Source organism: Pseudomonas sp. NPDC089396, from assembly GCF_044749545.1.
Lineage (GTDB): Bacteria > Pseudomonadota > Gammaproteobacteria > Pseudomonadales > Pseudomonadaceae > Aquipseudomonas.
Genome location: NZ_JBIVIC010000018.1, coordinates 25,635 through 45,919 on the forward strand (window position 1 = coordinate 25,635; position 20,285 = coordinate 45,919).

General features: G+C 63.2%; 15 protein-coding genes. 6 read left to right on the top strand and 9 right to left on the bottom strand.

What is annotated here, in order from left to right:
- The first annotated feature begins 22 nt into the window (after positions 1 to 22).
- The 5 genes from ACIPZB_RS24685 to cobA all read left to right on the top strand — a co-directional run bounded on the left by ACIPZB_RS24685 (position 23) and on the right by cobA (position 5,682).
- Positions 23 to 1,225, top strand: coding sequence for a CmpA/NrtA family ABC transporter substrate-binding protein (locus ACIPZB_RS24685; RefSeq protein WP_400643132.1), 1,203 nt, complete (start codon positions 23 to 25; stop codon positions 1,223 to 1,225).
- Positions 1,226 to 1,236: 11 nt separating this feature from the next.
- Complete coding sequence (locus ACIPZB_RS24690) at positions 1,237 to 1,812, top strand: ANTAR domain-containing response regulator (RefSeq protein WP_400643133.1); 576 nt, start codon at positions 1,237 to 1,239, stop codon at positions 1,810 to 1,812.
- A gap of 209 nt (positions 1,813 to 2,021) precedes the next feature.
- Positions 2,022 to 3,233: a nitrate/nitrite transporter gene (locus tag ACIPZB_RS24695; protein WP_400643134.1), complete on the top strand. Its 1,212-nt coding sequence runs from the start codon at positions 2,022 to 2,024 to the stop codon at positions 3,231 to 3,233.
- Between the two features lie 9 nt (positions 3,234 to 3,242).
- Entirely contained in the window at positions 3,243 to 4,910 is a 1,668-nt protein-coding gene (locus ACIPZB_RS24700) for a protein kinase (RefSeq protein ID WP_400643135.1), read from the top strand.
- A gap of 28 nt (positions 4,911 to 4,938) precedes the next feature.
- A complete protein-coding gene (cobA, locus tag ACIPZB_RS24705) occupies positions 4,939 to 5,682 on the top strand; it encodes a uroporphyrinogen-III C-methyltransferase (RefSeq protein ID WP_400643136.1) in 744 nt (247 codons plus the stop codon).
- Between the two features lie 183 nt (positions 5,683 to 5,865).
- On the opposite strand, the gene ACIPZB_RS24710 is transcribed toward cobA, so the two are convergent.
- The 8 genes from ACIPZB_RS24710 to ppsA form a co-directional block, all read right to left on the bottom strand.
- The gene (locus tag ACIPZB_RS24710) at positions 5,866 to 6,903 is read right to left on the bottom strand and encodes an OmpA family protein (RefSeq protein ID WP_400643137.1); all 1,038 of its coding nucleotides are present in this window, start codon (positions 6,901 to 6,903) and stop codon (positions 5,866 to 5,868) included.
- 110 nt (positions 6,904 to 7,013) lie between these two features.
- Entirely contained in the window at positions 7,014 to 7,580 is a 567-nt protein-coding gene (sigX, locus tag ACIPZB_RS24715; protein ID WP_008090893.1) for an RNA polymerase sigma factor SigX, read from the bottom strand.
- A 113-nt stretch (positions 7,581 to 7,693) separates the two neighbouring features.
- A complete protein-coding gene (locus ACIPZB_RS24720) occupies positions 7,694 to 8,518 on the bottom strand; it encodes a mechanosensitive ion channel domain-containing protein (RefSeq protein WP_400643138.1) in 825 nt (274 codons plus the stop codon).
- Positions 8,519 to 8,520: 2 nt separating this feature from the next.
- The gene (locus ACIPZB_RS24725; RefSeq protein ID WP_317659016.1) at positions 8,521 to 8,772 is read right to left on the bottom strand and encodes a CrfX protein; all 252 of its coding nucleotides are present in this window, start codon (positions 8,770 to 8,772) and stop codon (positions 8,521 to 8,523) included.
- Between the two features lie 165 nt (positions 8,773 to 8,937).
- Positions 8,938 to 9,933 (bottom strand): zinc transporter ZntB, encoded by a 996-nt coding sequence (locus ACIPZB_RS24730; RefSeq protein ID WP_400643139.1) that lies wholly within the window; start codon positions 9,931 to 9,933, stop codon positions 8,938 to 8,940.
- A gap of 27 nt (positions 9,934 to 9,960) precedes the next feature.
- Positions 9,961 to 10,452, bottom strand: coding sequence for a ribonuclease E activity regulator RraA (gene rraA / locus ACIPZB_RS24735; protein ID WP_400643140.1), 492 nt, complete (start codon positions 10,450 to 10,452; stop codon positions 9,961 to 9,963).
- A gap of 211 nt (positions 10,453 to 10,663) precedes the next feature.
- Positions 10,664 to 11,656 (bottom strand): alpha/beta fold hydrolase, encoded by a 993-nt coding sequence (locus ACIPZB_RS24740; protein WP_400643141.1) that lies wholly within the window; start codon positions 11,654 to 11,656, stop codon positions 10,664 to 10,666.
- Between the two features lie 91 nt (positions 11,657 to 11,747).
- The gene (gene ppsA / locus ACIPZB_RS24745) at positions 11,748 to 14,123 is read right to left on the bottom strand and encodes a phosphoenolpyruvate synthase (RefSeq protein WP_400643142.1); all 2,376 of its coding nucleotides are present in this window, start codon (positions 14,121 to 14,123) and stop codon (positions 11,748 to 11,750) included.
- Positions 14,124 to 14,301: 178 nt separating this feature from the next.
- Between ppsA and ACIPZB_RS24750 the strand changes: the two genes are divergently transcribed.
- Positions 14,302 to 15,120, top strand: coding sequence for a pyruvate, water dikinase regulatory protein (locus ACIPZB_RS24750; RefSeq protein ID WP_008100827.1), 819 nt, complete (start codon positions 14,302 to 14,304; stop codon positions 15,118 to 15,120).
- A gap of 177 nt (positions 15,121 to 15,297) precedes the next feature.
- On the opposite strand, the gene ACIPZB_RS24755 is transcribed toward ACIPZB_RS24750, so the two are convergent.
- A complete protein-coding gene (locus tag ACIPZB_RS24755; RefSeq protein WP_400643143.1) occupies positions 15,298 to 20,163 on the bottom strand; it encodes an NAD-glutamate dehydrogenase in 4,866 nt (1,621 codons plus the stop codon).
- Positions 20,164 to 20,285 lie beyond the last annotated feature (122 nt).

Consider the following 20,285-nt stretch of genomic DNA (forward strand, 5'->3'; position numbering starts at 1 on the left):
TTCAGTACAGGCGAGGATCTTCGTGAATACATCAGCCCTGGCATGGGTCAACGGCAGCGACACGCCGGAGAAACCCAGCCTCGACATCGGCTTCATGGCCCTGACCGACTGCGCATCGGTGGTGGTTGCCGCTACCCAAGGCTTCGCCCAGCAACACGGCCTGACCTTGAACCTCAAGCGCCAGGGCTCATGGGCTGGCTTGCGCGACAAGCTGGCCAGTGGCGAACTGGATGCCGCCCATTGCCTGTACGGCCTGGTCTACGCGGTGCACCTGGGCATCGGCGGCGTACCGACCAACGACATGGCCGTGCTCATGGGCCTGAACCAGAATGCCCAGGCACTCAACCTGTCCCCGGCCCTGCAGCGCAAAGGCGTGACCAGCCCTGAGGCACTGGCACGCCTGGTGCACCAGCATGGCGCACGCCTGACCTTCGCCCAGACCTTCCCCACCGGCACCCATGCCATGTGGTTGTACTACTGGCTGGCCAGCCAGGGCATTCACCCCTTGCACGATGTCGACAGCGTGGTGGTGCCACCCGCCCAGATGGCAGCGCACATCCAGGCCGGCCGCATCGACGGTTTCTGCGTCGGCGAACCCTGGGCCGCCGCGGCGGTGGCGCAGGGCCAGGGATTCACCCTGGCCACCAGCCAGTCGATCTGGCCCGATCACCCAGAGAAGGTGCTGGCCTGTGCCCGCACATTCGTCGAACAGTACCCCAACAGCGCCCGGGCACTGGTCAAGGCTGTCCTCGCCGCCAGCCGCTTCATCGAGCAGAGCCAGGAGAACCGCCGCAGCACCGCGCAGCTGCTTGGTGGCCGCGCTTACCTGGATACCCCCGTGGAAAACATCGAACCGCGTTTGCTCGGCACCTACCAGGACGGCCTCGGCAACCAGTGGCAGGACACACACCCCCTGCACCTGTTCGACCAGGGCCGCGCCAACCTGCCCTACCTGTCGGACGGCATGTGGTTCATGACCCAGTTCCGCCGCTGGGGCTTGCTGCGCGAAGACCCCGACTACCTCGGCGTGGCCCGCGAGGTCCAGCAACTGGCGCTGTACCGCGACGCCGCCGAAGCGCTCGGCGTGCCCTGCCAAGCCAAGCCCATGCGCAGCAGCCTGCTGATCGACGGCAGCCGCTGGGACGGCAGCGACCCGCACGGCTATGCCCGCAGCTTTCGCCTGCATGCCCTGGGCGATGCGGCCTGCACCCGCGTCGGTTTATGAGGGCCATCACCATGCTGCGCATCTTGCTGATCGACGATACCCAGAAGAAGATCGGCCGCCTCAAGGCGGCATTGAGCGAAGCCGGCTTCGAAGTGATCGAAGCGCCAGACCTGACCATCGACCTGCCCGCCTGCGTCGAAACGGTGCGGCCGGACGTGGTGCTGATCGATACCGAGTCACCCGACCGCGATGTGATGGAACAAGTGGTGATGGTCAGTCGCGACCAGCCACGGCCCATCGTGCTGTTTACCGACGAGCATGACCCGGGGGTGATGCGCCAGGCGATCCAGGCAGGCGTCAGCGCGTACATCGTCGAAGGCATTCACGCCGCCAGGCTGCAGCCGATCCTCGATGTCGCCATGGCCCGCTTCGAGAGCGACCAGGCCCTCAAGGCCCAGCTACTGGCGCGCGACCAGCAAATGGCCGAGCGCAAGCGCATCGAACAGGCCAAGGGTTTGCTGATGAAAATGAAGGATTGCAACGAAGAACAGGCCTACACCCTGATGCGTCGCCAGGCCATGAGCCGGCAGCAGAAGCTGATCCAGGTGGCCGAACAGATCATTGCCATGCACGAGATGCTGGGCTAGGGGCTGCAGGCCCTATCGCCGGCAAGCCGACTCCCACAAGAGCCAGTGCAGATCGATGAGTTGGCCCATCTCTTGCTGAAGATAATCCATCGGTAGCCAACGGCGGTTGCCCCTCGTAATCCCGACAAAGACGTCGCTCTCCCCTCCACGCCAGTGGACCGGGTAGCGGCGTCTTTTTGTTTCCGTTGCATTGCCGAGTGAGGTGTTCGATGAGTACCAGCTTCTGGAAATCCGGGCATGTGCCCACGCTGTTCGCCGCGTTCCTGTATTTCGACCTGAGCTTCATGGTCTGGTACCTGCTTGGCCCCCTGGCGGTGCAGATTGCCACCGACCTGCAGCTCAGCACTCAACAACGCGGCTTGATGGTGGCCACGCCGATTCTCGCGGGTGCCGTGCTGCGCTTTGTCATGGGTCTGCTGGTGGACCGGCTTTCACCCAAGACAGCCGGGCTGATCGGCCAGGTAATCGTCATCGTTGCGCTGGCCGGCGCCTGGTACCTGGGCGTGCACAGTTATGAGCAAGCGCTGCTGCTTGGCGTCTTCCTGGGCATCGCCGGCGCTTCGTTTGCCGTGTCCCTGCCGCTCGCCTCGCAATGGTATCCGCCTCAGCACCAAGGCAAAGCCATGGGCATCGCCGGCGCGGGCAACTCCGGCACCGTCTTCGCGGCCCTGCTAGCCCCGGTGCTGGCCGCAGCGTTCGGCTGGAACAACGTGTTCGGCTTTGCCGTGATCCCGCTGCTGCTGACCCTGATGCTGTTCGCCCTGCTCGCGCGCAATGCCCCGCAGCGGCCCAAACCCAAAGCCATGGCCGATTACCTCAAGGCCCTGGGAGACCGGGACAGCTGGTGGTTCATGTTCTTCTACAGCGTCACCTTTGGCGGCTTCATCGGCCTGGCCAGCGCCCTGCCCGGCTACTTCAGCGATCAGTACGGCCTGAGCCCGATCACCGCCGGCTACTACACCGCCGCCTGCGTCTTCGCCGGCAGCCTGATGCGCCCGCTCGGCGGCGCTCTGGCCGACCGCTTTGGCGGTATCCGCACCCTGCTGGGGATGTACAGCGTAGCGGCCATCTGCATCGCCGCCGTCGGTTTCAACTTGCCGAGCGCCGCCGCTGCCCTGGCCCTGTTCGTCAGCGCCATGCTCGGCCTGGGCGCCGGTAACGGCGCGGTGTTCCAACTGGTGCCGCAGCGCTTTCGCCAGGAAATCGGGGTGATGACCGGGTTGATTGGTATGGCCGGTGGCATCGGTGGTTTCCTGCTCGCGGCGGGCCTTGGCACCATCAAGCAACATACCGGTGACTATCAGATGGGTCTGTGGTTGTTCGCCAGCCTCGGCCTGCTGGCCTGGTTCGGGTTGCACGGGGTCAAGCAGCGCTGGCGCACCACCTGGGGCTCGGCAGCGGTTACCGCGGCACGGGTCTGAGGCACGTCGATGAGCCTGCAGCTGAGTTTCGCCCAAGCCAGCGCCACCGGCCCGCGCGAGGAGAACCAGGATGCCCTGCGCCTGGTGACGCCGGCGCCGGAACTTGCCGCCAGCAAAGGCTACCTGTTCGCCCTCGCCGACGGCGTCAGCCAGTGCGCCGACGGCGGCCTGGCAGCCCGCGCCAGCCTGCAGGCGCTGGCCATGGACTACTACGCCACACCTGCCACCTGGGGCGTGGCGCAAGCCCTGGATCGCCTGTTGCTGGCCCAGAATCGCTGGCTGCGCGCCCAGGGCAGCCAGCCGCTGCTGACCACCCTCAGCGCCCTGGTGCTGCGTGGGCGCCGCTTCACCCTGGCGCATGTCGGTGACTGCCGCGTTTACCGCTGGCACAACGACCGTCTGCAGTGCCTGAGCGAGGACCATGTGTGGGACCAGCCCGGCATGCAGCACGTGCTCAAACGCGCGCTGGGACTGGACCAGCACCTGCTGGTCGATTACCTGGACGGCGAGCTGCAGGCGGGCGAGTGCTACCTGCTGCTCAGCGATGGCGTCTGGGCCAGCCTGGGCGACCCGCACATCCAGGCCGTGCTGCGTGATCAGCCCGACCTGCAGCGGGCTGCCGACACTCTGGTTGCCAGCGCCCACCTCAATGGCAGCCAGGACAATGCCAGCGCCTTGTTGTTGCGGGTCGAGCAATTGGGCCCGGCCAACCTGGGCGACACCTTGGTGCAGCTGCAGCAGTGGCCACTGCCCGGCCCGCTGCGCGAGGGCCAGGCGCTGGATGGCTGGCAGGTCGACACGCGCCTGTCACACAGCCGCCAGTCGCTCCTTTACCGGGTCCGCGACAGCCAAGGCCAGCCGTGGCTGCTGAAGACTTTGCCCGCAGAACGTGAGCATGAGCCGGGTGCGGCCCAAGCCTTGTTGCTCGAAGAATGGTTCCTGCGGCGGGTCGCCGGTCGCCACTTCCCCGAGCTGCATGCGGCCAACCAGCGCCAGCACCTTTACTACGTCATGCGTGAACACAGCGGGCACACCCTCGCCGCCCAGCTCAGCGAACACGGCCCACTGCCTCTGGCCCAATGGCTGGAGGTGGCGCGCCAACTGCTGCAGGCCGTCGGTGTGCTGCACCGCCGCAACCTGCTGCACCGCGACATCAAGCCGGAGAATCTGCACCTGGGCGAAGACGGTCAGTTGCGCCTGCTGGACTTCGGCCTGGCGTACTGCCCGGGGCTGTCCACCGAGACACTGCACACGCTGCCCGGCACGCCCTCGTATCTTGCGCCAGAAGCCTTCGAAGGCCAGTCGCCAAGCCCCCGACAAGACCTCTATGCGGCGGGTGTAACGCTCTATCAGCTACTGACAGGGCATTACCCCTACGGTGAAGTCGAAGCATTCCAGCGCCCTCGCTTTGGCCAGCCGGTGAATGCCTCGCGCTACCGGCCCGACCTGCCGGAGTGGCTTCAACACAATCTGCAACAAGCCGTGGCAGCCGACCCCGCACAGCGCTTCGAAACCGCCGAGCAATGGTTGCTGTTGCTCGAACGCGGCGACCGCCAGGCGCCTGCCAGCCACCCTCGACCGCTGCTCGAACGTGAGCCGCTCAAGGTCTGGCGCACCTTGGCCCTGTTGTCTCTGTTACTCAACCTGATTCTGCTGTTCAGCCTGCTCAAGGGCTGAACAGCCCATGCCGATGAGGAAAATCCTGATGAACGCGAAAGTCTGGCTGGTCGGTGCGGGCCCCGGTGATCCTGAATTGCTGACCCTGAAGGCCGTGCGCGCCTTGCTGCAGGCGCAGGTGGTGATGATCGACGACCTGGTCAACCCCGCAGTACTGGAGCACTGCCCCCAAGCCCAGGTGATTGCCGTGGGCAAGCGTGGTGGCTGCCGTTCCACGCCCCAGGCCTTCATCCAGCGCCTGATGCTGCGCCATGCGCGGCAGGGGCGCTGCGTAGTGCGGCTCAAGGGTGGGGACCCCTGCATCTTCGGCCGTGGCGGTGAAGAGGCGGCGTGGCTACAGGGGCATGGCATCGAGGTGGAGGTGGTCAACGGCATCACCGCCGGCCTGGCTGGGGCGACCCAGTGCGGCATCTCGCTGACCTCACGTGGAGTCAGCCGCGGGGTGACACTGGTCACCGCGCACACGCAGGATGACAGCGAGCTGAACTGGGCCGCGTTGGCCCAGGGCGGGACCACGTTGGTGGTGTACATGGGCGTGGCGCGGTTGGCGCAGATCCGCCAAGGGCTGCTGGAGGGCGGCATGGCGCCGGGGACACCGGTGGCGATGATCGAAAATGCGTCGCTGCAAGCGCTGCGCGAATGCAGGAGCGATGTGCGAGCGATGCTGGAGGATGCACGGGCGTTTGGATTGCGCAGCCCGGCGATTCTGGTGATTGGCGAGGTGGTAGCTGGGGAGCTGAGGGGGCTTGAGGGGATGGCTGCTGCCGGATAATGCTTCGGCTGCTCGGGCCCTATCGCCGGCAAGCCGGCTCCCACAGGGACACCACAAGCCTTGAGAGGTGTGGGATACCTGTGGGAGCCGGCTTGCCGGCGATAGGGCCCGAGCAGGTGCACTAAATCGCAGGCAAAGAAAAACCCGGCCGAGGCCGGGTTTTTCATTGAAGCTTCAGACCAATTACTTGGACTGGGCTTCTACCTGAGCTTCAACGCGACGGTTGACAGCACGGCCTTCTTCGGTGGCGTTGTCGGCAACCGGACGGGTTTCGCCGTAGCCAACCGAGTCAACACGGGTGGATTCCACGCCGTACTGCTGGGTCAGAACCTGCTTGACAGCATTGGCACGACGCTCGGACAGCTTCTGGTTGTAAGCGTCTGGGCCGACGGAGTCAGTGTGACCTTCAACCACGGTGGTGGTTTGTGGGTACTGCTTCATGAAGTCAGCCAGGTTCTTGATGTCGCCGTAGCTGTTAGGCTTGACGACCGACTTGTCGAAGTCGAACTTGACGTCCAGCTCAACGCGAACGACTTCGGCAACAGCCGGGCAGCCATCGGCGTCAACGGTAACGTTGGCCGGGGTGTCTGGGCACTTGTCGACGTTGTCGCACACGCCATCGTTGTCGCTGTCGGAGCAGACTTCAGCAACTGGAGCCGGAGCAGCAGCAACTTTGCCACCGCTGCCACCGAAGTTCAGACCGACACCAACGGACGGGCCCCACTCGGTGTTGCCGTTGTCGATGTTGTACATGGCTTCAACGCCAGCACGGGCGAAGAACATGTCGGTGATGTACCACTTGGCGCCAGCGCCAACGTTGGCGAAGGTGGAGTGGTCGCGGCCGCTACGAGTGGCCTGGCCCAGGCTCTCGTGAGCGAAACCAGCGGAGACGTACGGACGCACTGCATCGCCTACGGTACCGAGGTGGTAGGTAGCGTCGAGCTTGGCTTTGGAACCTTTGATGTCTTTGTTGAAGACTTCGCCACGAGCGTTGTGAGTCTCGTTGTAGCCCAGGTCCAGGGAAACGTCGTCAGTCAGGAAGTAACCGAGGCGAACACCAGGATTGGTGCCGTCGTTCTTGAAGTTACGCTCGCTGTCGTAGTACTGCTTGGTAACGTTGCCTTCGATTTCGACAGCGCCTTGGCCTTGAGCCAGAACGCCAAACGAAGTAGCGGCTACGAGCGAGCCAATGGCCAAGCCCAAGGTGTTTTTCAATTTCATCCGTTAAATCCCCATCTGGTGATAGTTAAGCAGTCCCACCAACATCCGGGGGACAACTCGACGGCAAGTCTAGCAGAACTCGCCGGTAGGTTAGAGATATTTACAAGTGACTAAGTTTCATCAAGGCCTGAAAATTTCTCTCTAAGCTTGTCTAGCGCGCGCTTGTAGCGCATTTTCGTAGCGCTCAAGCCCATGTGCATGATATCGGCGATTTCCTGAAATTCCAGCTCTGCGACAAATCGAAGCACCAGAATTTCACGGTCAATCGGGTTCACATGCACCAGCCATTTGTCCAACCCGCCCTTTTCTTCCGGTTTCGGTGCCTTGTCTTCAGACGCCTCTTCAACAGGGTCAAGACTCAGGGCATCCATCAACCGGCGTTTACGACGCTCCTTGCGGTATTGGGTAATGCACTCGTTGTAGGTGATGCTGTAGAGCCAGGTCTTGAACTTGGACTTACCCTCGAAGTTCTTCAGCCCGTACAGCACCTTCAGCATCACTTCCTGACAGACATCGTCAGCATCCCGGTCGTTCCCCAAGTAACGCGCACAGACGTTGAACAGGGTCCGCTGGTAGCGCCGCATGAGTTCCTCATAGGCGCGGGTAACGTGATACAGCTCCTCATGCGAACGCGACACCAACTCCTCGTCGGTGAGCTCGCGGGGGTCATAACGCATAGGCGGCGAATGAACTTTATTCAAAACGGATCTGGCCGACAGTCAGGTCAATGTCGCCGCAGGGCCCCGTGGACCCATTTTCGCGGCGGCATACATTAACAGCTTTTGTGCGGTTAGCGGCTATTGACACGCTGCTCAAGCAACACACGGTTGGCAAGAGACACCAATTCGCCATCATCGGTCAACAGCGTCGTCTTCACCGTACCGATTTCCTCGATTTGCCCTTCGACCTCTCCAATCCGCACCTGCTGGCCGACCTGGTAAAGTTCGCGAACGTAGATCCCGGCCAGAATCTGCCCGGCAATTTCCCGGCTGCCGAGGCCCATCGCCAGGGCAACGGCCAGACCAACGGTAATCAATCCAATGACGATTACGTGGTTCAAAAGGTCGGTCTTGACCTCAAGCTGGCTGATGGCCACCGAGATGCTGATGATGATCACCAGGCCTTGGGTGATGCGCCCAAGACCTGCCGAATATTCAAGGCCGATGCCTTCGGCGGCACCGCGCACCAGCCCGTTGGCAACCTGCGCCAGCAGTACGCCGGCCAGCAGCACCAACGCGGCACCGAATACCTTGGGCAGGTACAGGGCAAGCATGTCGAGGGTCGCCGAGACCCGCTCCAGGCCAAGCGATTCCGCGGCAGAAACCAGGAAAATCAGCAACACGAACCAGTAGACGATCTTGCCGATCAGGGTCGAGATCGGCACCTGGATGCCGGCGCGGGCCAGCATCTTGGTCAACCCGGTACCGGCCATCAGGCGGTCCAGGCCGAACTTGGCGAGCAATTTCGACAGCAGCGTATCGAGCAGCTTGGCCACCACGAAACCGAGCAGCACCACCACCAGCGCGCCGAACAGGTTGGGGATGAAGTTCGCTACCTTGGTCCATAGTGCGGTCATCGCAGTGACCAGGCTCTGGGTCCAGAGATCGAGTTCCATATTCAATCGGCCTTATCAGCTTTGCTGCCAGCGGCAGCGTTACGACGTACAGGCGCAACATGCGCCGAGCCATTGTTCACGGCGATCAGCAGTGCCTGGCTCCAGCGGCCAAGCAGGCTGAACAGATCACCTGCGCCAACCTGGCGGTTGGCGGTCTTGAGCACGCGACCCAGGCACGCGGCATCGTCACGGTCTTCACCGGAGGGCGACGCCTTGAGCAGGTCACGCAGGGATTCTTCAAACGGATCGTGCATGGGCACCTCGCGCAGTATCAGTCAGAGACGAGAGCGCCGGGCGATGGGTCACACATCGCATGGACCTCATCGCCGGCAAGCCGGCTCCCACAGGGACACCACAAGCCTTGAGAGGTGTGGGATACCTGTGGGAGTCGGCTTGCCGGCGATGAGGCCCCTGCAAAACTAGACCCACCGCAAGCGTCGGAACAGCCACCACTGCCCCACCGCCATTGCGAGCACGACGACGCAGGCAAACAGGAAGCCATAGGGATTCTCGGCCCCCGGAATGCCGCCCACATTGATCCCCAGCAACCCGGTGATAAAGCTCATGGGCAAGAAGATGCACGTGATGATGCCGAAGCGGTACATGGTCCGGTTCATTCGCTCGCTGCGCCGGCGATCCTCGCTCTCCAGCACCAGCGCGGCTCGCTCACGGGTCAGTTCGAGCTCTTCTAGGTAGCGAATCAGGCTGTTGTTCAATTCGTTCCAGTAGTCGGCGTCGGCCTCGGCGAACCAGCTCCACTTGCTGCGCGAGAGCTGCGCATAGATCTCCCGCTGCGGCGCCAGAAAACGCCGCAGACCGGCGGCGCGTCGGCGGATCTGCTGCAGGCTGCCTTGCTCGGGGGTGTACCGTTCGTCGGACTCGACCTTTTCCTCTTCCAGGTCGACCAGCTCGGACAAGTCGCTGACCAGTCCCTGGACTTTCTCGGTGAGCAATTCGCCCATCAACAGCAACAGCTCCGACGCCGATTTCGGCCCCCTGCCCTCGTCCAGTTGCTGGAGCACTTCGTCACTGGCGCGCAACGGCCTCAGGCGCAGCGAAATGACCCGCTGCGCCTCGGCGAAGATGCGTACCGACACCATGTCTTCGGGCTCGGCGCCCGGGTTGAGGTTGACCCCGCGCAAGAACACCAGCAACTGCTCGGCCGCCAACGGCAGCAGGCGTGGCCGGGTGTTTTCTTCGAGCAGCAGGTCGCAGGCGAACTCGCTCAGGCCACTGTCATGCAGCAGCCAGGTGCGGGTCTGTGGATGGCTGCGATCCCAGTGCAGCCACAGGCTCTCCTGTGGCTGCAGGTGCAGGTCGTCCAGCTCGGTCCGAGCGATCGAGCGCGCGCCGCCTTTACCATCGAGCACCAGGGCATGTACCAGCCCCCACTGCGCGTTGTCTTCCTCGAACATCAAAGCTCCATCAGCGCGCGGGGCGCATCACTCCGGCATTTTCAGCGGGTTTGGCGAGACGATCACACCGTTGTTGTCGGCATACACGTATTCGCCCGGGCGGAAGGTCACGCCCGCGAAGGTCACGGCCACGTTGAGGTCGCCGATGCCACGCTTGTCGGTCTTCATCGGGTGACTGGCCAAGGCCTGCACGCCCACGTCGGTCTGGATCAGTACGTCCACATCACGTACGCAGCCGTAGATCACCAAACCTTCCCAACCGCTCTTGGCAGCCTTTTCGGCGAGCATGTCACCGAGCAGGGCACGGCGGAGCGAACCACCGCCGTCGACCACCAGGACCTTGCCCTTGCCGTCCAGTTCGACCTGTTCCTTGACCAGCGAGTTGTCTTCGAAGCACTTGATGGTGACGATCTGGCCGCCGAACGAATCGCGGCCACCGAAATTGCTGAACATCGGTTCCAGCACCTGGACCAGGTCTGGGTAGGCGTCACACAGGTCGGGCGTTACGTAATGCTGCATGGGAAGCTCCTGTCAGTCACAACGAAAGCGGGTGTAGGCCAAGGCTACACCGGCGAGGCTGTTGCAGTCATCCAGGACTGGGCAGTCAGTTATGAGCGACCTGCTCTGGCCCTATCGCCGGCAAGCCGGCTCCCACAGGCGTTCTGAAGGTCAGTGGTGTACCTGTGGGAGCCGGCTTGCCGGCGATAGGGGCAGAGCAGGCAACAGAAAATCAGTTGGCGGGCACAGGCTCGGCAACCCTCGTCGACGCATGCACAGGCTTCAACGGCCCACGCAACCAGCGCTCCACCAACGGCCACACCTGCGCTTGCGCAGCCTTGCTCACCAGCATGTCGACATGCCCGAAGGCCTCGAAGCCCTCCTCACGCCCCAGCCTGAGGAACTGCTTGCGCTCGCCACCGATTTGATCGAACAGCTTGCGACAGGCCCAGACCGGATCCTGGAAATCGCCTGCTCCGGCCACGGCCAGTACCGGCACATCCACATCGGCCAGCCCGGCCCACCAGTCATTGTCCTTGTCACCGAAGCGGCCGAACAGGCCATGCCAGCGCATGCTCTCCAAGGCCAGGCCGACAGGTTCATCCTCAGGCCCGCGCTTGAAGCGTGGCCCGGAAATCTGCCCCCAGCGCTTGAGCACCAGCTTCGCCCCCCAGGTCAACGGCGGCACCTTCAGCGGCCAATAGACCCGACTGATCTGGGTGCCGAAAAACGCAGCGCTGGCGACCTGTTCGGCGCGCAGGAAACCGCCACCGAGCGCCGCCGCCAGGGTAATCCCACCTAACGAATGGCCAACCCAGTGCGGCGCCTGGCCGGCTTGTTCCTGGACGAAGGCCGCGATCAGCGGCAGGTCGTCACGGGCATAGTCGGCCACCCGATTGTGCTTCCAGTTGCGATTGCGCGGCGACAAACCATGGCCACGCATCTCCGGGATCCACACATCGAATCCGGCTCGCGCCAGGTGGGCGCCCAGGCCGATGCCCTTGGGCGAATACCAGAAACGCCGGTTGGAAAAACTGCCATGCAGGAGAATGACCGGCACGCCCTGGGCACGGCCCTGGTCGGCCAGGCCCAGACGGGTCACCGCGATTTCGACGCTGGGGTCAGGGCTGTTGCCGGCCTTGATCCGGTACACGTCTTCGCTGAGGTCGCCGCGACGCTCGGCACTGAGCAAGGCGACGGGAAATAGAGTGCTGCTGCTTTGCATAGGTTGCTTGGTGCACAAAAAAGGGCGGGATCCATCGCTGGAACTCGCCCTGGATAAACCAGGCGGGGGCACGCCCCCGCATTTCACCGCATCAGGCTGCGCCCTGACCCTCAGCCAGGAAGAACCAGGTCTCGAGCACCGAGTCCGGGTTCAGCGACACGCTTTCGATGCCCTGTTCCATCAGCCACTTGGCCAGGTCCGGGTGGTCCGATGGGCCCTGGCCGCAGATGCCGATGTACTTGCCGGCCTTGTTGCACGCGGCAATGGCGTTGGCCAGCAGCTTCTTCACGGCCGGGTTACGCTCGTCGAACAGGTGGGCGATGATCCCCGAATCGCGGTCAAGGCCCAGGGTCAGCTGGGTCAGGTCGTTGGAGCCGATGGAGAAACCATCGAAGTACTCGAGGAACTCTTCGGCCAGGATGGCGTTGGACGGCAGCTCGCACATCATGATCACGCGCAGGCCGTTGTCGCCACGGGCCAGGCCGTTTTCAGCGAGCAGGTCGATGACCTGGCTGGCTTCGCCCAAGGTGCGCACGAACGGCACCATGATCTCGACGTTGGTCAGGCCCATTTCGTTGCGCACGCGCTTGAGTGCACGGCACTCGAGCTCGAAGCAGTCACGGAACGATTCGCTGATGTAACGCGAGGCGCCGCGGAAGCCCAGCATCGGGTTTTCTTCTTCCGGCTCGTACAGTTTGCCGCCGATCAGGTTGGCGTATTCGTTGGACTTGAAGTCCGACAGGCGCACGATGACCTTTTTCGGGTAGAAGGCCGCAGCCAGGGTGCTGATGCCTTCGACCAGCTTCTCGACGTAGAAACCGACCGGGTCGTTGTAGCCGGCGATGCGCTTGTCGACGCTTTCTTTCAGGTCGGCAGGCAGGCCGGCGTAGTTCAGCAGCGCCTTGGGATGCACACCGATCATGCGGTTGATGATGAACTCCAGGCGCGCCAGGCCGACACCGGCGTTGGGCAGCTGGGCGAAGTCGAAGGCGCGGTCCGGGTTGCCGACGTTCATCATGATCTTGAACGGCAGATCCGGCATGGCATCGACCGAGTTCTGCTTGACGTCGAAGCCCAGCTCGCCTTCGAAGATGAAACCGGTGTCGCCTTCGGCGCAGGACACGGTGACGCCCTGACCGTCCTTGAGGATCTGGGTGGCATTGCCGCAACCGACCACGGCCGGAATACCCAGTTCACGGGCAATGATCGCCGCGTGGCAAGTACGACCACCACGGTTGGTGACGATGGCGCTGGCGCGCTTCATCACCGGTTCCCAGTCAGGGTCGGTCATGTCGGAAACCAGCACGTCGCCCGGCTGCACCTTGTCCATCTCGGACACGTCGTTGATCACGCGAACCTTGCCGGCGCCGATGCGCTGGCCGATGGCACGGCCTTCGACCAGTACGGTGCCCTTCTCTTTGAGCAGGTAGCGTTCCATGACGTTGGCGCTGGAACGGCTCTTCACTGTCTCAGGGCGAGCCTGAACGATGTACAGCTTGCCGTCGTCACCGTCCTTGGCCCACTCGATGTCCATCGGGCGCTGGTAGTGCTGCTCGATGATCATGGCCTGCTTGGCCAGCTCGTTGACTTCCTCGTCGCTCAGGCAGAAACGTGCGCGCTCGGCACGGTCGACTTCGACGGTCTTGACCGAACGGCCGGCCTTGGCTTCGTCGCCATAGACCATCTTGATCGCCTTGCTGCCCAGGTTGCGGCGCAGGATGGCCGGGCGGCCGGCCTGCAGGGTCTGCTTGTGGACATAGAATTCGTCAGGGTTGACCGCACCCTGCACCACGGTTTCGCCCAGGCCATAGGCGCCGGTGATGAACACCACGTCGCGGAAGCCCGACTCGGTGTCGAGGGTGAACATCACGCCGGCGGTGCCGGTTTCCGAGCGGACCATGCGCTGCACGCCAGCCGACAGGGCCACCAGCTTGTGGTCGAAGCCCTGGTGCACGCGGTAGGCGATGGCACGGTCGTTGAACAGCGAGGCGAACACTTCCTTGGCCGCGCGGATCACGTTGTCGACGCCACGGATGTTGAGGAAGGTTTCCTGCTGGCCGGCGAACGAGGCGTCCGGCAGGTCTTCGGCAGTGGCCGAGGAACGCACGGCCACGGCCATGTTGTCGTTGCCGGCGGCCATTTCGGCGAAGGCCGTGCGGATCTGTGCATCCAGACGAGCCGGGAACTCGGCCTCCATGACCCACTGACGGATCTGCGCGCCAGTCTTGGTCAGGGCGTTGATGTCGTCCACGTCCAGCGCATCGAGCGCGGCGTGGATGCGATCGTTCAGGCCACTCTGTTCGAGGAAGTCGCGGTACGCCTGAGCCGTAGTGGCAAAGCCGCCCGGCACCGAAACGCCAGCACCTGCAAGGTTGCTGATCATCTCGCCCAGGGATGCGTTCTTGCCCCCCACATGCTCTACATCATGGACGCCGAGCTTTTCGAGGGAAACTACGTACTCTACCAAGGTGATCTCTCCACTAACTGTATTGGAAAAGCTCAAGGGCGCCCGCCTGTCTGCGTTGACTTGGCCGGGACGCTTGTGGCCTGTACCTGGAAAATAAGTGAGAATGCCGACAGCCGCGTTCGGCAAACCGAACTTATCATATCCAAGAATCGTCATCAGCTTAAGGCCCAGATCGCAAATGAAACGAACCGCGTTCTTCATCTCCGATGGCACCGGCATCACCGCCGAAACCCTGGGCCAAAGCCTGCTTGCGCAATTTGAAAGCATTCCGTTCAACAAATTCACGCGTCCGTACATCGATACGCCTGACAAGGCGCGGACCATGGTGCAGCAAATCAACGCAGCTGCCGAGCGCGATGGCATGCGCCCGATCATCTTCGACACCATCGTCAACCAGGACATCCGCGAGATCCTGGCCACGTCGAACGGCTTCATGATCGACATCTTTTCGACGTTTTTATCCCCGCTTGAGCAGGAATTGACCGCCCATTCGTCGTATTCCGTCGGAAAATCGCACTCGATCGGCGGTAATTCCAACTACATGGAGCGTATCGAGGCGGTGAATTTCGCCCTCGACAACGACGATGGCGCGCGCACTCATTACTACGACAAGGCCGATTTGATCCTGGTGGGTGTGTCGCGCTGCGGCAAGACCCCCACTTGCCTGTACATGGCCATGCAGTTCGGTATCCGCGCCGCCAACTACCCGCTGACCGAAGACGACATGGAGCGCTTGCAGTTGCCGCCCGTGCTCAGAAAGCACCAGAACAAGCTGTTCGGCCTGACCATCGACCCGGACCGCCTGACTGCCATCCGCCACGAACGCAAGCCCAACAGCCGCTATTCGAGCTTTGCCCAGTGCGAGTTCGAGGTGCGCGAGGTGGAGAACCTGTTCCGTCGGGAGAACATTCCCAACATCAACTCCACGCATTTTTCGGTGGAGGAGATTTCGGCGAAGATTCTCGTGGAGAAAGGGGTGGAGCGTAGATTCAAGTAAACCTGTACAGGCCCTATCGCCGGCAAGCCGGCTCCCACAGGGTCACCACCGGTTTCAAAAGTTGTGGAGCACCTATGGGAGCCGGCTTGTCGTGGCGACGAACCGCGGCGATAGGGCCGAAACACACAAAAAAAGCCCCGGCATCACTGCCGGGGCTTTTTCATTTCAGCTGACCGCTCAGGACGGCACTACCGCCGCCTGCCCGCTCATCGCCAGGTCGACCAGCTCGCGGTTGGCCACCGCATACATCGCATAGTCGGTACCGGTCGCATTACGCAGGTCGTCGAGCATGGCGCGCCAGCGCTCGACCATCACCCGGTGCTGCTCGGCCCACAGCGCCACCCGGGCGTCCATGTCCTGCGGCGCATCGGCCATTTGCAGCACGGAGATGGTGATAGCCCGCTGCTGCAGGTCGATGTCGTCGCGGAACGACTCGCGGGCCAGGGCCTGCCAGTTGTTCTCCACCGAAAGGTTACTGATTTCCTGCAGGTACCAGGTCAGGTCCAGGGCACTGCCCACAGCGAAGAACGCCTTGGCCACCTGGGCCGGCTCATGCCCAGTGACATCGGCCGCCTCGATGATCGGCAGCAGCGTGTACAGATGGCTGGTACCGGCGACCATGCGCGCCAGCAATTCCGGCACACCGGCATCGACGAAGCCCTGGTAGCGCACCATCCAGCGTTCGCGGGTCGGGCCTTCCAGCAGTTCGTCGAGCTTGAGCCCGAGCTGGGCGATTTTCGGCCCGAAGTGCGCGGTGTCGCGCCCGGCATCCTGCTCGTTGCGTCGGCTGCGCAGGAACCAGCGGGTGGCACGACGGCCCAGGCGCATCAGCTCGTCCATCAGGGTCAGCTGGACTTCCGCTGGCACCTGGTAGTCCAGCGCCTCGATCTGGCGGAACCAATGCGGCAGGTGGAAGATGTCGCGCACGATCACATAGGCACCGGCGACGTTGGCCGGGCTCATGCCGGTCGACTCCTTCAGGCGCTGGACGAAGGTGATGCCCATGTTGTTGACCAGGTCGTTGGCGATCTGGGTGCTGACGATTTCGCGCTTCAGGCGGTGGCGGCGCATGGCCTCGGCGAACTTGCTGACCAGCGACGGCGGGAAGGCGGTTTCCATGTCGCGGGTCAGGTAGTCGTCGTCCGGCACCAGCGACTTGAGCAATTGCTCCTTGAGGTCGATCTTGCTGTACGAAATCAGTACCGACAGCTCGGCACGGGTCAGGCCGTGACCTGCGGCCATACGCTCGGCCAGCTGCTCCTCGGACGGCAGGAACTCGATGGGCCGGTCCAGCTTGCCGCGGCCTTCAAGATCAGCCATCAGGCGCTTGTACTCGGCGATCCGCTCGCGGGCGCGGCGCGCCGCCAGCGACAGGGCCTGGGTCTGCTTGTAGTTGTTGCCCAGCACCAGGCCGGCCACTTCATCGGTCATGCTGCCCAGCAGCTGGTTGCGCTGCTTCTCGGTCATGTCGCCGCCCTGCACCACTTCATTGAGCAGGATCTTGATGTTGACCTCGTGGTCGGAGCAGTCCACGCCGCCGGCGTTGTCGATGAAGTCGGTGTTGGTGGCGCCGCCGTTCAGGCCGAACTCGACACGGCCCAGCTGGGTCATGCCGAGGTTGCCGCCCTCGCCCACCACTTTGCAGCGCAACTCGTTGCCGTTGACCCGCAGCGCGTCGTTGGCCTTGTCGCCGACATCGGCGTGGCTTTCGCTGCTGGCTTTCACGTAGGTGCCGATGCCGCCGTTCCACAGCAGGTCCACCGGCGCCTTGAGCAGTGCGTGCAGCAGCTCGGTCGGGGTCAGGCGATCGGCCTCGATGGCGAAGCGTTCCTTCATCTGCGGGCTGATGGCAATGCTCTTGGCACTGCGCGGGAAGATCCCGCCGCCTTCGGACATGATGCTGGTGTCGTAGTCGCTCCAGGCCGAGCGCGGCAGGTCGAACAGGCGCTTGCGCTCGACGAAGCTGGTGGCAGGGTCCGGGTTGGGGTCGATGAAGATGTGCAGGTGGTTGAACGCCGCCACAAGCTGCAGTTTTTCCGACATCAACAAGCCGTTGCCGAACACGTCGCCGGCCATGTCGCCGACACCGATCACGGTGATCGGGTCCTGCTGCACGTTGATGCCGCGCTCGCGGAAGTGGCGTTGTACGCCAACCCAGGCCCCACGGGCGGTGATGCCCATCTTCTTGTGGTCATAACCGGCCGAACCGCCCGAAGCGAACGCATCGCCGAGCCAGAAGCCGTAGTCGATGGCGATGCCGTTGGCGATATCGGAGAAGGTCGCGGTGCCTTTGTCGGCCGCCACCACCAGGTACGGGTCATCGTCATCGTGACGCACCACGTTGGCCGGCGGTACCACGCCCCCTTCCTTGAGGTTGTCGGTGATATCGAGCAGGCCCGAGATGAAGATGCGGTAGCAGGCCACGCCTTCGGCGGCGATTTCGTCACGCGTGCCGCCCAGCGGCAGGCGCCGCGGCAGGAAGCCGCCCTTGGCGCCGACCGGCACGATCACCGAGTTCTTCACCTGCTGGGCTTTCACCAGGCCCAGCACTTCGGTACGGAAGTCCTCTTCGCGGTCCGACCAGCGCAGGCCGCCACGGGCAACGTTGCCAAAGCGCAGGTGCACGCCCTCGACCCGTGGCGAGTAGACGAAGATTTCAAACTTCGGCACCGGCTTGGGCAGCTCGGGGATCAGCTTGGGGTTGAACTTGAAGCTGAAGTACGACTTGTTGTGGCCGTTGGCATCAGGCTGGTAGAAGTTGGTACGCAGGGTGGCCTTGATCAGGTCCAGGTAGCGACGCAGGATGCGGTCTTCGTTGAGCACCTGGACATCGTCCAGGGCGGTGAGGATCGCCTGCTCCAGGCGCAGCTGCTTGTCGTCCAGGTCTTCATTGGTGAGCTTGCGCGCCAGGTAGAAGCGGGTCTTGAACAACCGGGTCAGCTCGCGGGCGATGTCGGTGTGGTTGTTCAGGGTGCTGGCGATGTAGCCCAGGTCGAAGCCCAGGCGGATCTGCTTGAGGTAGCGGGCATAGGCACGCAGCAGCGCCACGTCACGCCACGGCAGCCCGGCGGTGAGCACCAGGCGGTTGAAGGCGTCGTTCTCGGCGTCGCCCTGGACGATATGGATGAAGGCGTCCTGAAGAATGTCGTTGAGCTGCTGGATGTCCAGGCTCAGGCCTTCGCTGTAGGTGAACGCGAAGTCGTGGATCCAGTACTCGCGACCGCTGGCGTGGCGCAGGCGGTAGGGGAACTCGCCGAGCACACGCAGGCCAAGGTTTTCGAGGATCGGCAGCACGTCCGACAGCGCCAGCGGAGTATCGGCGTGGTACAGCTTGCAGTGCAGCAGGCGTTCGCCCACGCGCGTCAGCGGCTGGTAGAAGCTCATCGCCAGCGGCTTGCTCTCGGACAGTGCCAGCACGTGCTGCAGGTCGACGACCGCCGAATGCGCGGCAAAGCGCTCGCGGTAGCCGGCCGGGAAGCCTTTGGGGAAGTCGCCGAGGATGTTGGTGCCCTGGGCCTCGCCGAAGTTTTCGATCACCAGCGCCGAATAGTCGTCATGCCACGAGCGGCACGCCTGGATCACTTCGTTTTCCAGCTGCTGGGGGTCGATGTCGATGCGGTTCTTCGGATCGACCCGCAAGATCAGCTGCACGCGCGCCAGCACCGACTCGGAGAAGAAGGTCCAGAACTCGCAGTCACTGGCCTTCAGGCGCTCCATCAGCACCTGCTGGATCTTCTGGCGCACCTCGGTGGAGTAGATTTCCCGCGGCACGTAGGCCAGGCAGTAGCAGAAGCGCCCGTAGGGGTCCTTGCGCAGGAACACGCGGATCTTGTTGCGTTCCTGGATCTGCACGATCGACATCACGGTGCTGAACAGCTCGTCGATCGGGGTCTGGAACAGGTCGTCGCGCGGCAGCACTTCGAGTACCTGGGCCAGCTCCTTGCCCAGGTGGGCTTTCGGGTCGAAGCCCGAACGGCGCTCGACTTCGGCCACCTTCACGCGGATGTAAGGGATGGAATGCACGCTCTCGCCGTACACCGAAGAGGTGTACAGGCCCATGAAGCGGTGCTCCTTGACGACCTTGCCGTCGGCGTCCAGCTGGCGGATCGACACGTAGTCCGGGTAGGCCGGGCGGTGCACGCGGCTGGGCAATGCGGCCTTGGCGAACGACAGCAGCAGCGGCTCGGCCAGATAGGCCACGGCGTAGTCTTCGATACGCAGCTCTTCGGGCGTCAGGCCTACGCGCAGGCGACGCGGCAGACCCAGGAAGGAGTGCTCGTCGTAGAGCATCTGGCCGCCGGCAGAACCGGCCTGCACGGTGAATTCTTCATAGCCGAGGAAGGTGAAATGGTTGTCCAGCAACCATTCGAGGAACGCCTTCACCTCGCCCTTCTCATGTTGAACCGGGGCAAACGGGGTTTGCTCCACCAGCGCCACAACTTCCCGCAGCTTGGCTTTCATCGGCTCGAAATCGGCCACGGCCACGCGCACTTCGGCCAGCACCTGCTCGATCTCGCGGGTCAGCACGTTCAGTTCGGCGGCGTTGGAGCAGCGGTCGATCTCCAGATACATCAGCGACTCGTGGCGCACACCCTCGCCCTGGGTGCCCTTGGGCAGCAGTTCGAGCAGCTCGCCCTTGGCCCCGCGGCGCACGCTCAGTACGGTGGTCTGCAGGGTGTGGATGCTGTAGCCGCGGCGGTTGAGCTCGGTGCGTACCGAGTCGACCAGAAATGGCAGGTCATGGTGCAGTACCTCGACCACGGTATGGGTCGATTGCCAACCGTTGCGCTCGTAGTCGGGGTTGTACACCCGCACCTGCGGCTGCTCGGGGTCGAAACGCTCGATGATGCTCCAGGCAGACAAGGTGCAGCCGGCAAGGTCCGACAGCCTGCGCTGGGTAAGTTCGTCCAGAGAGATGATGCCGAAGAACTGCTCGGCGAACAGCGCCACTTGTGGCAGTGACTGTTCGCTGATGTGCTGCGCCAGGGCCGCCTGCAGTTGATGCTGGAAGTCGGCTTTGCTGGCTGCGGTGAAGAACGCCATCTGTGGTACTCCGCTTGGGCTTTGTAATAGTTGAAGCGTCGCGTGCGTCCGACGTTTACGGATCAACGATAGCCAACCCGTGGCAAGCCGGACGTAAAGTTCAGGGCTCGCCGAAGCTTAAC

What these genes read in the sequence shown, in the direction of transcription:
- ACIPZB_RS24755 (WP_400643143.1), bottom strand. Translation starts at nt 20,163, where the DNA reads ATGGCGTTCTTCACCGCAGCCAGCAAAGCCGACTTCCAGCATCAACTG.
- ACIPZB_RS24710 (WP_400643137.1), bottom strand. Translation starts at nt 6,903, where the DNA reads ATGAAATTGAAAAACACCTTGGGCTTGGCCATTGGCTCGCTCGTAGCC.
- ACIPZB_RS24700 (WP_400643135.1), top strand. Translation starts at nt 3,243, where the DNA reads ATGAGCCTGCAGCTGAGTTTCGCCCAAGCCAGCGCCACCGGCCCGCGC.
- ACIPZB_RS24730 (WP_400643139.1), bottom strand. Translation starts at nt 9,933, where the DNA reads ATGTTCGAGGAAGACAACGCGCAGTGGGGGCTGGTACATGCCCTGGTG.
- ACIPZB_RS24750 (WP_008100827.1), top strand. Translation starts at nt 14,302, where the DNA reads ATGAAACGAACCGCGTTCTTCATCTCCGATGGCACCGGCATCACCGCC.
- ACIPZB_RS24690 (WP_400643133.1), top strand. Translation starts at nt 1,237, where the DNA reads ATGCTGCGCATCTTGCTGATCGACGATACCCAGAAGAAGATCGGCCGC.
- ACIPZB_RS24725 (WP_317659016.1), bottom strand. Translation starts at nt 8,772, where the DNA reads ATGCACGATCCGTTTGAAGAATCCCTGCGTGACCTGCTCAAGGCGTCG.
- ACIPZB_RS24695 (WP_400643134.1), top strand. Translation starts at nt 2,022, where the DNA reads ATGAGTACCAGCTTCTGGAAATCCGGGCATGTGCCCACGCTGTTCGCC.
- cobA (WP_400643136.1), top strand. Translation starts at nt 4,939, where the DNA reads ATGAACGCGAAAGTCTGGCTGGTCGGTGCGGGCCCCGGTGATCCTGAA.
- sigX (WP_008090893.1), bottom strand. Translation starts at nt 7,580, where the DNA reads ATGCGTTATGACCCCCGCGAGCTCACCGACGAGGAGTTGGTGTCGCGT.
- ACIPZB_RS24720 (WP_400643138.1), bottom strand. Translation starts at nt 8,518, where the DNA reads ATGGAACTCGATCTCTGGACCCAGAGCCTGGTCACTGCGATGACCGCA.
- ACIPZB_RS24740 (WP_400643141.1), bottom strand. Translation starts at nt 11,656, where the DNA reads ATGCAAAGCAGCAGCACTCTATTTCCCGTCGCCTTGCTCAGTGCCGAG.
- rraA (WP_400643140.1), bottom strand. Translation starts at nt 10,452, where the DNA reads ATGCAGCATTACGTAACGCCCGACCTGTGTGACGCCTACCCAGACCTG.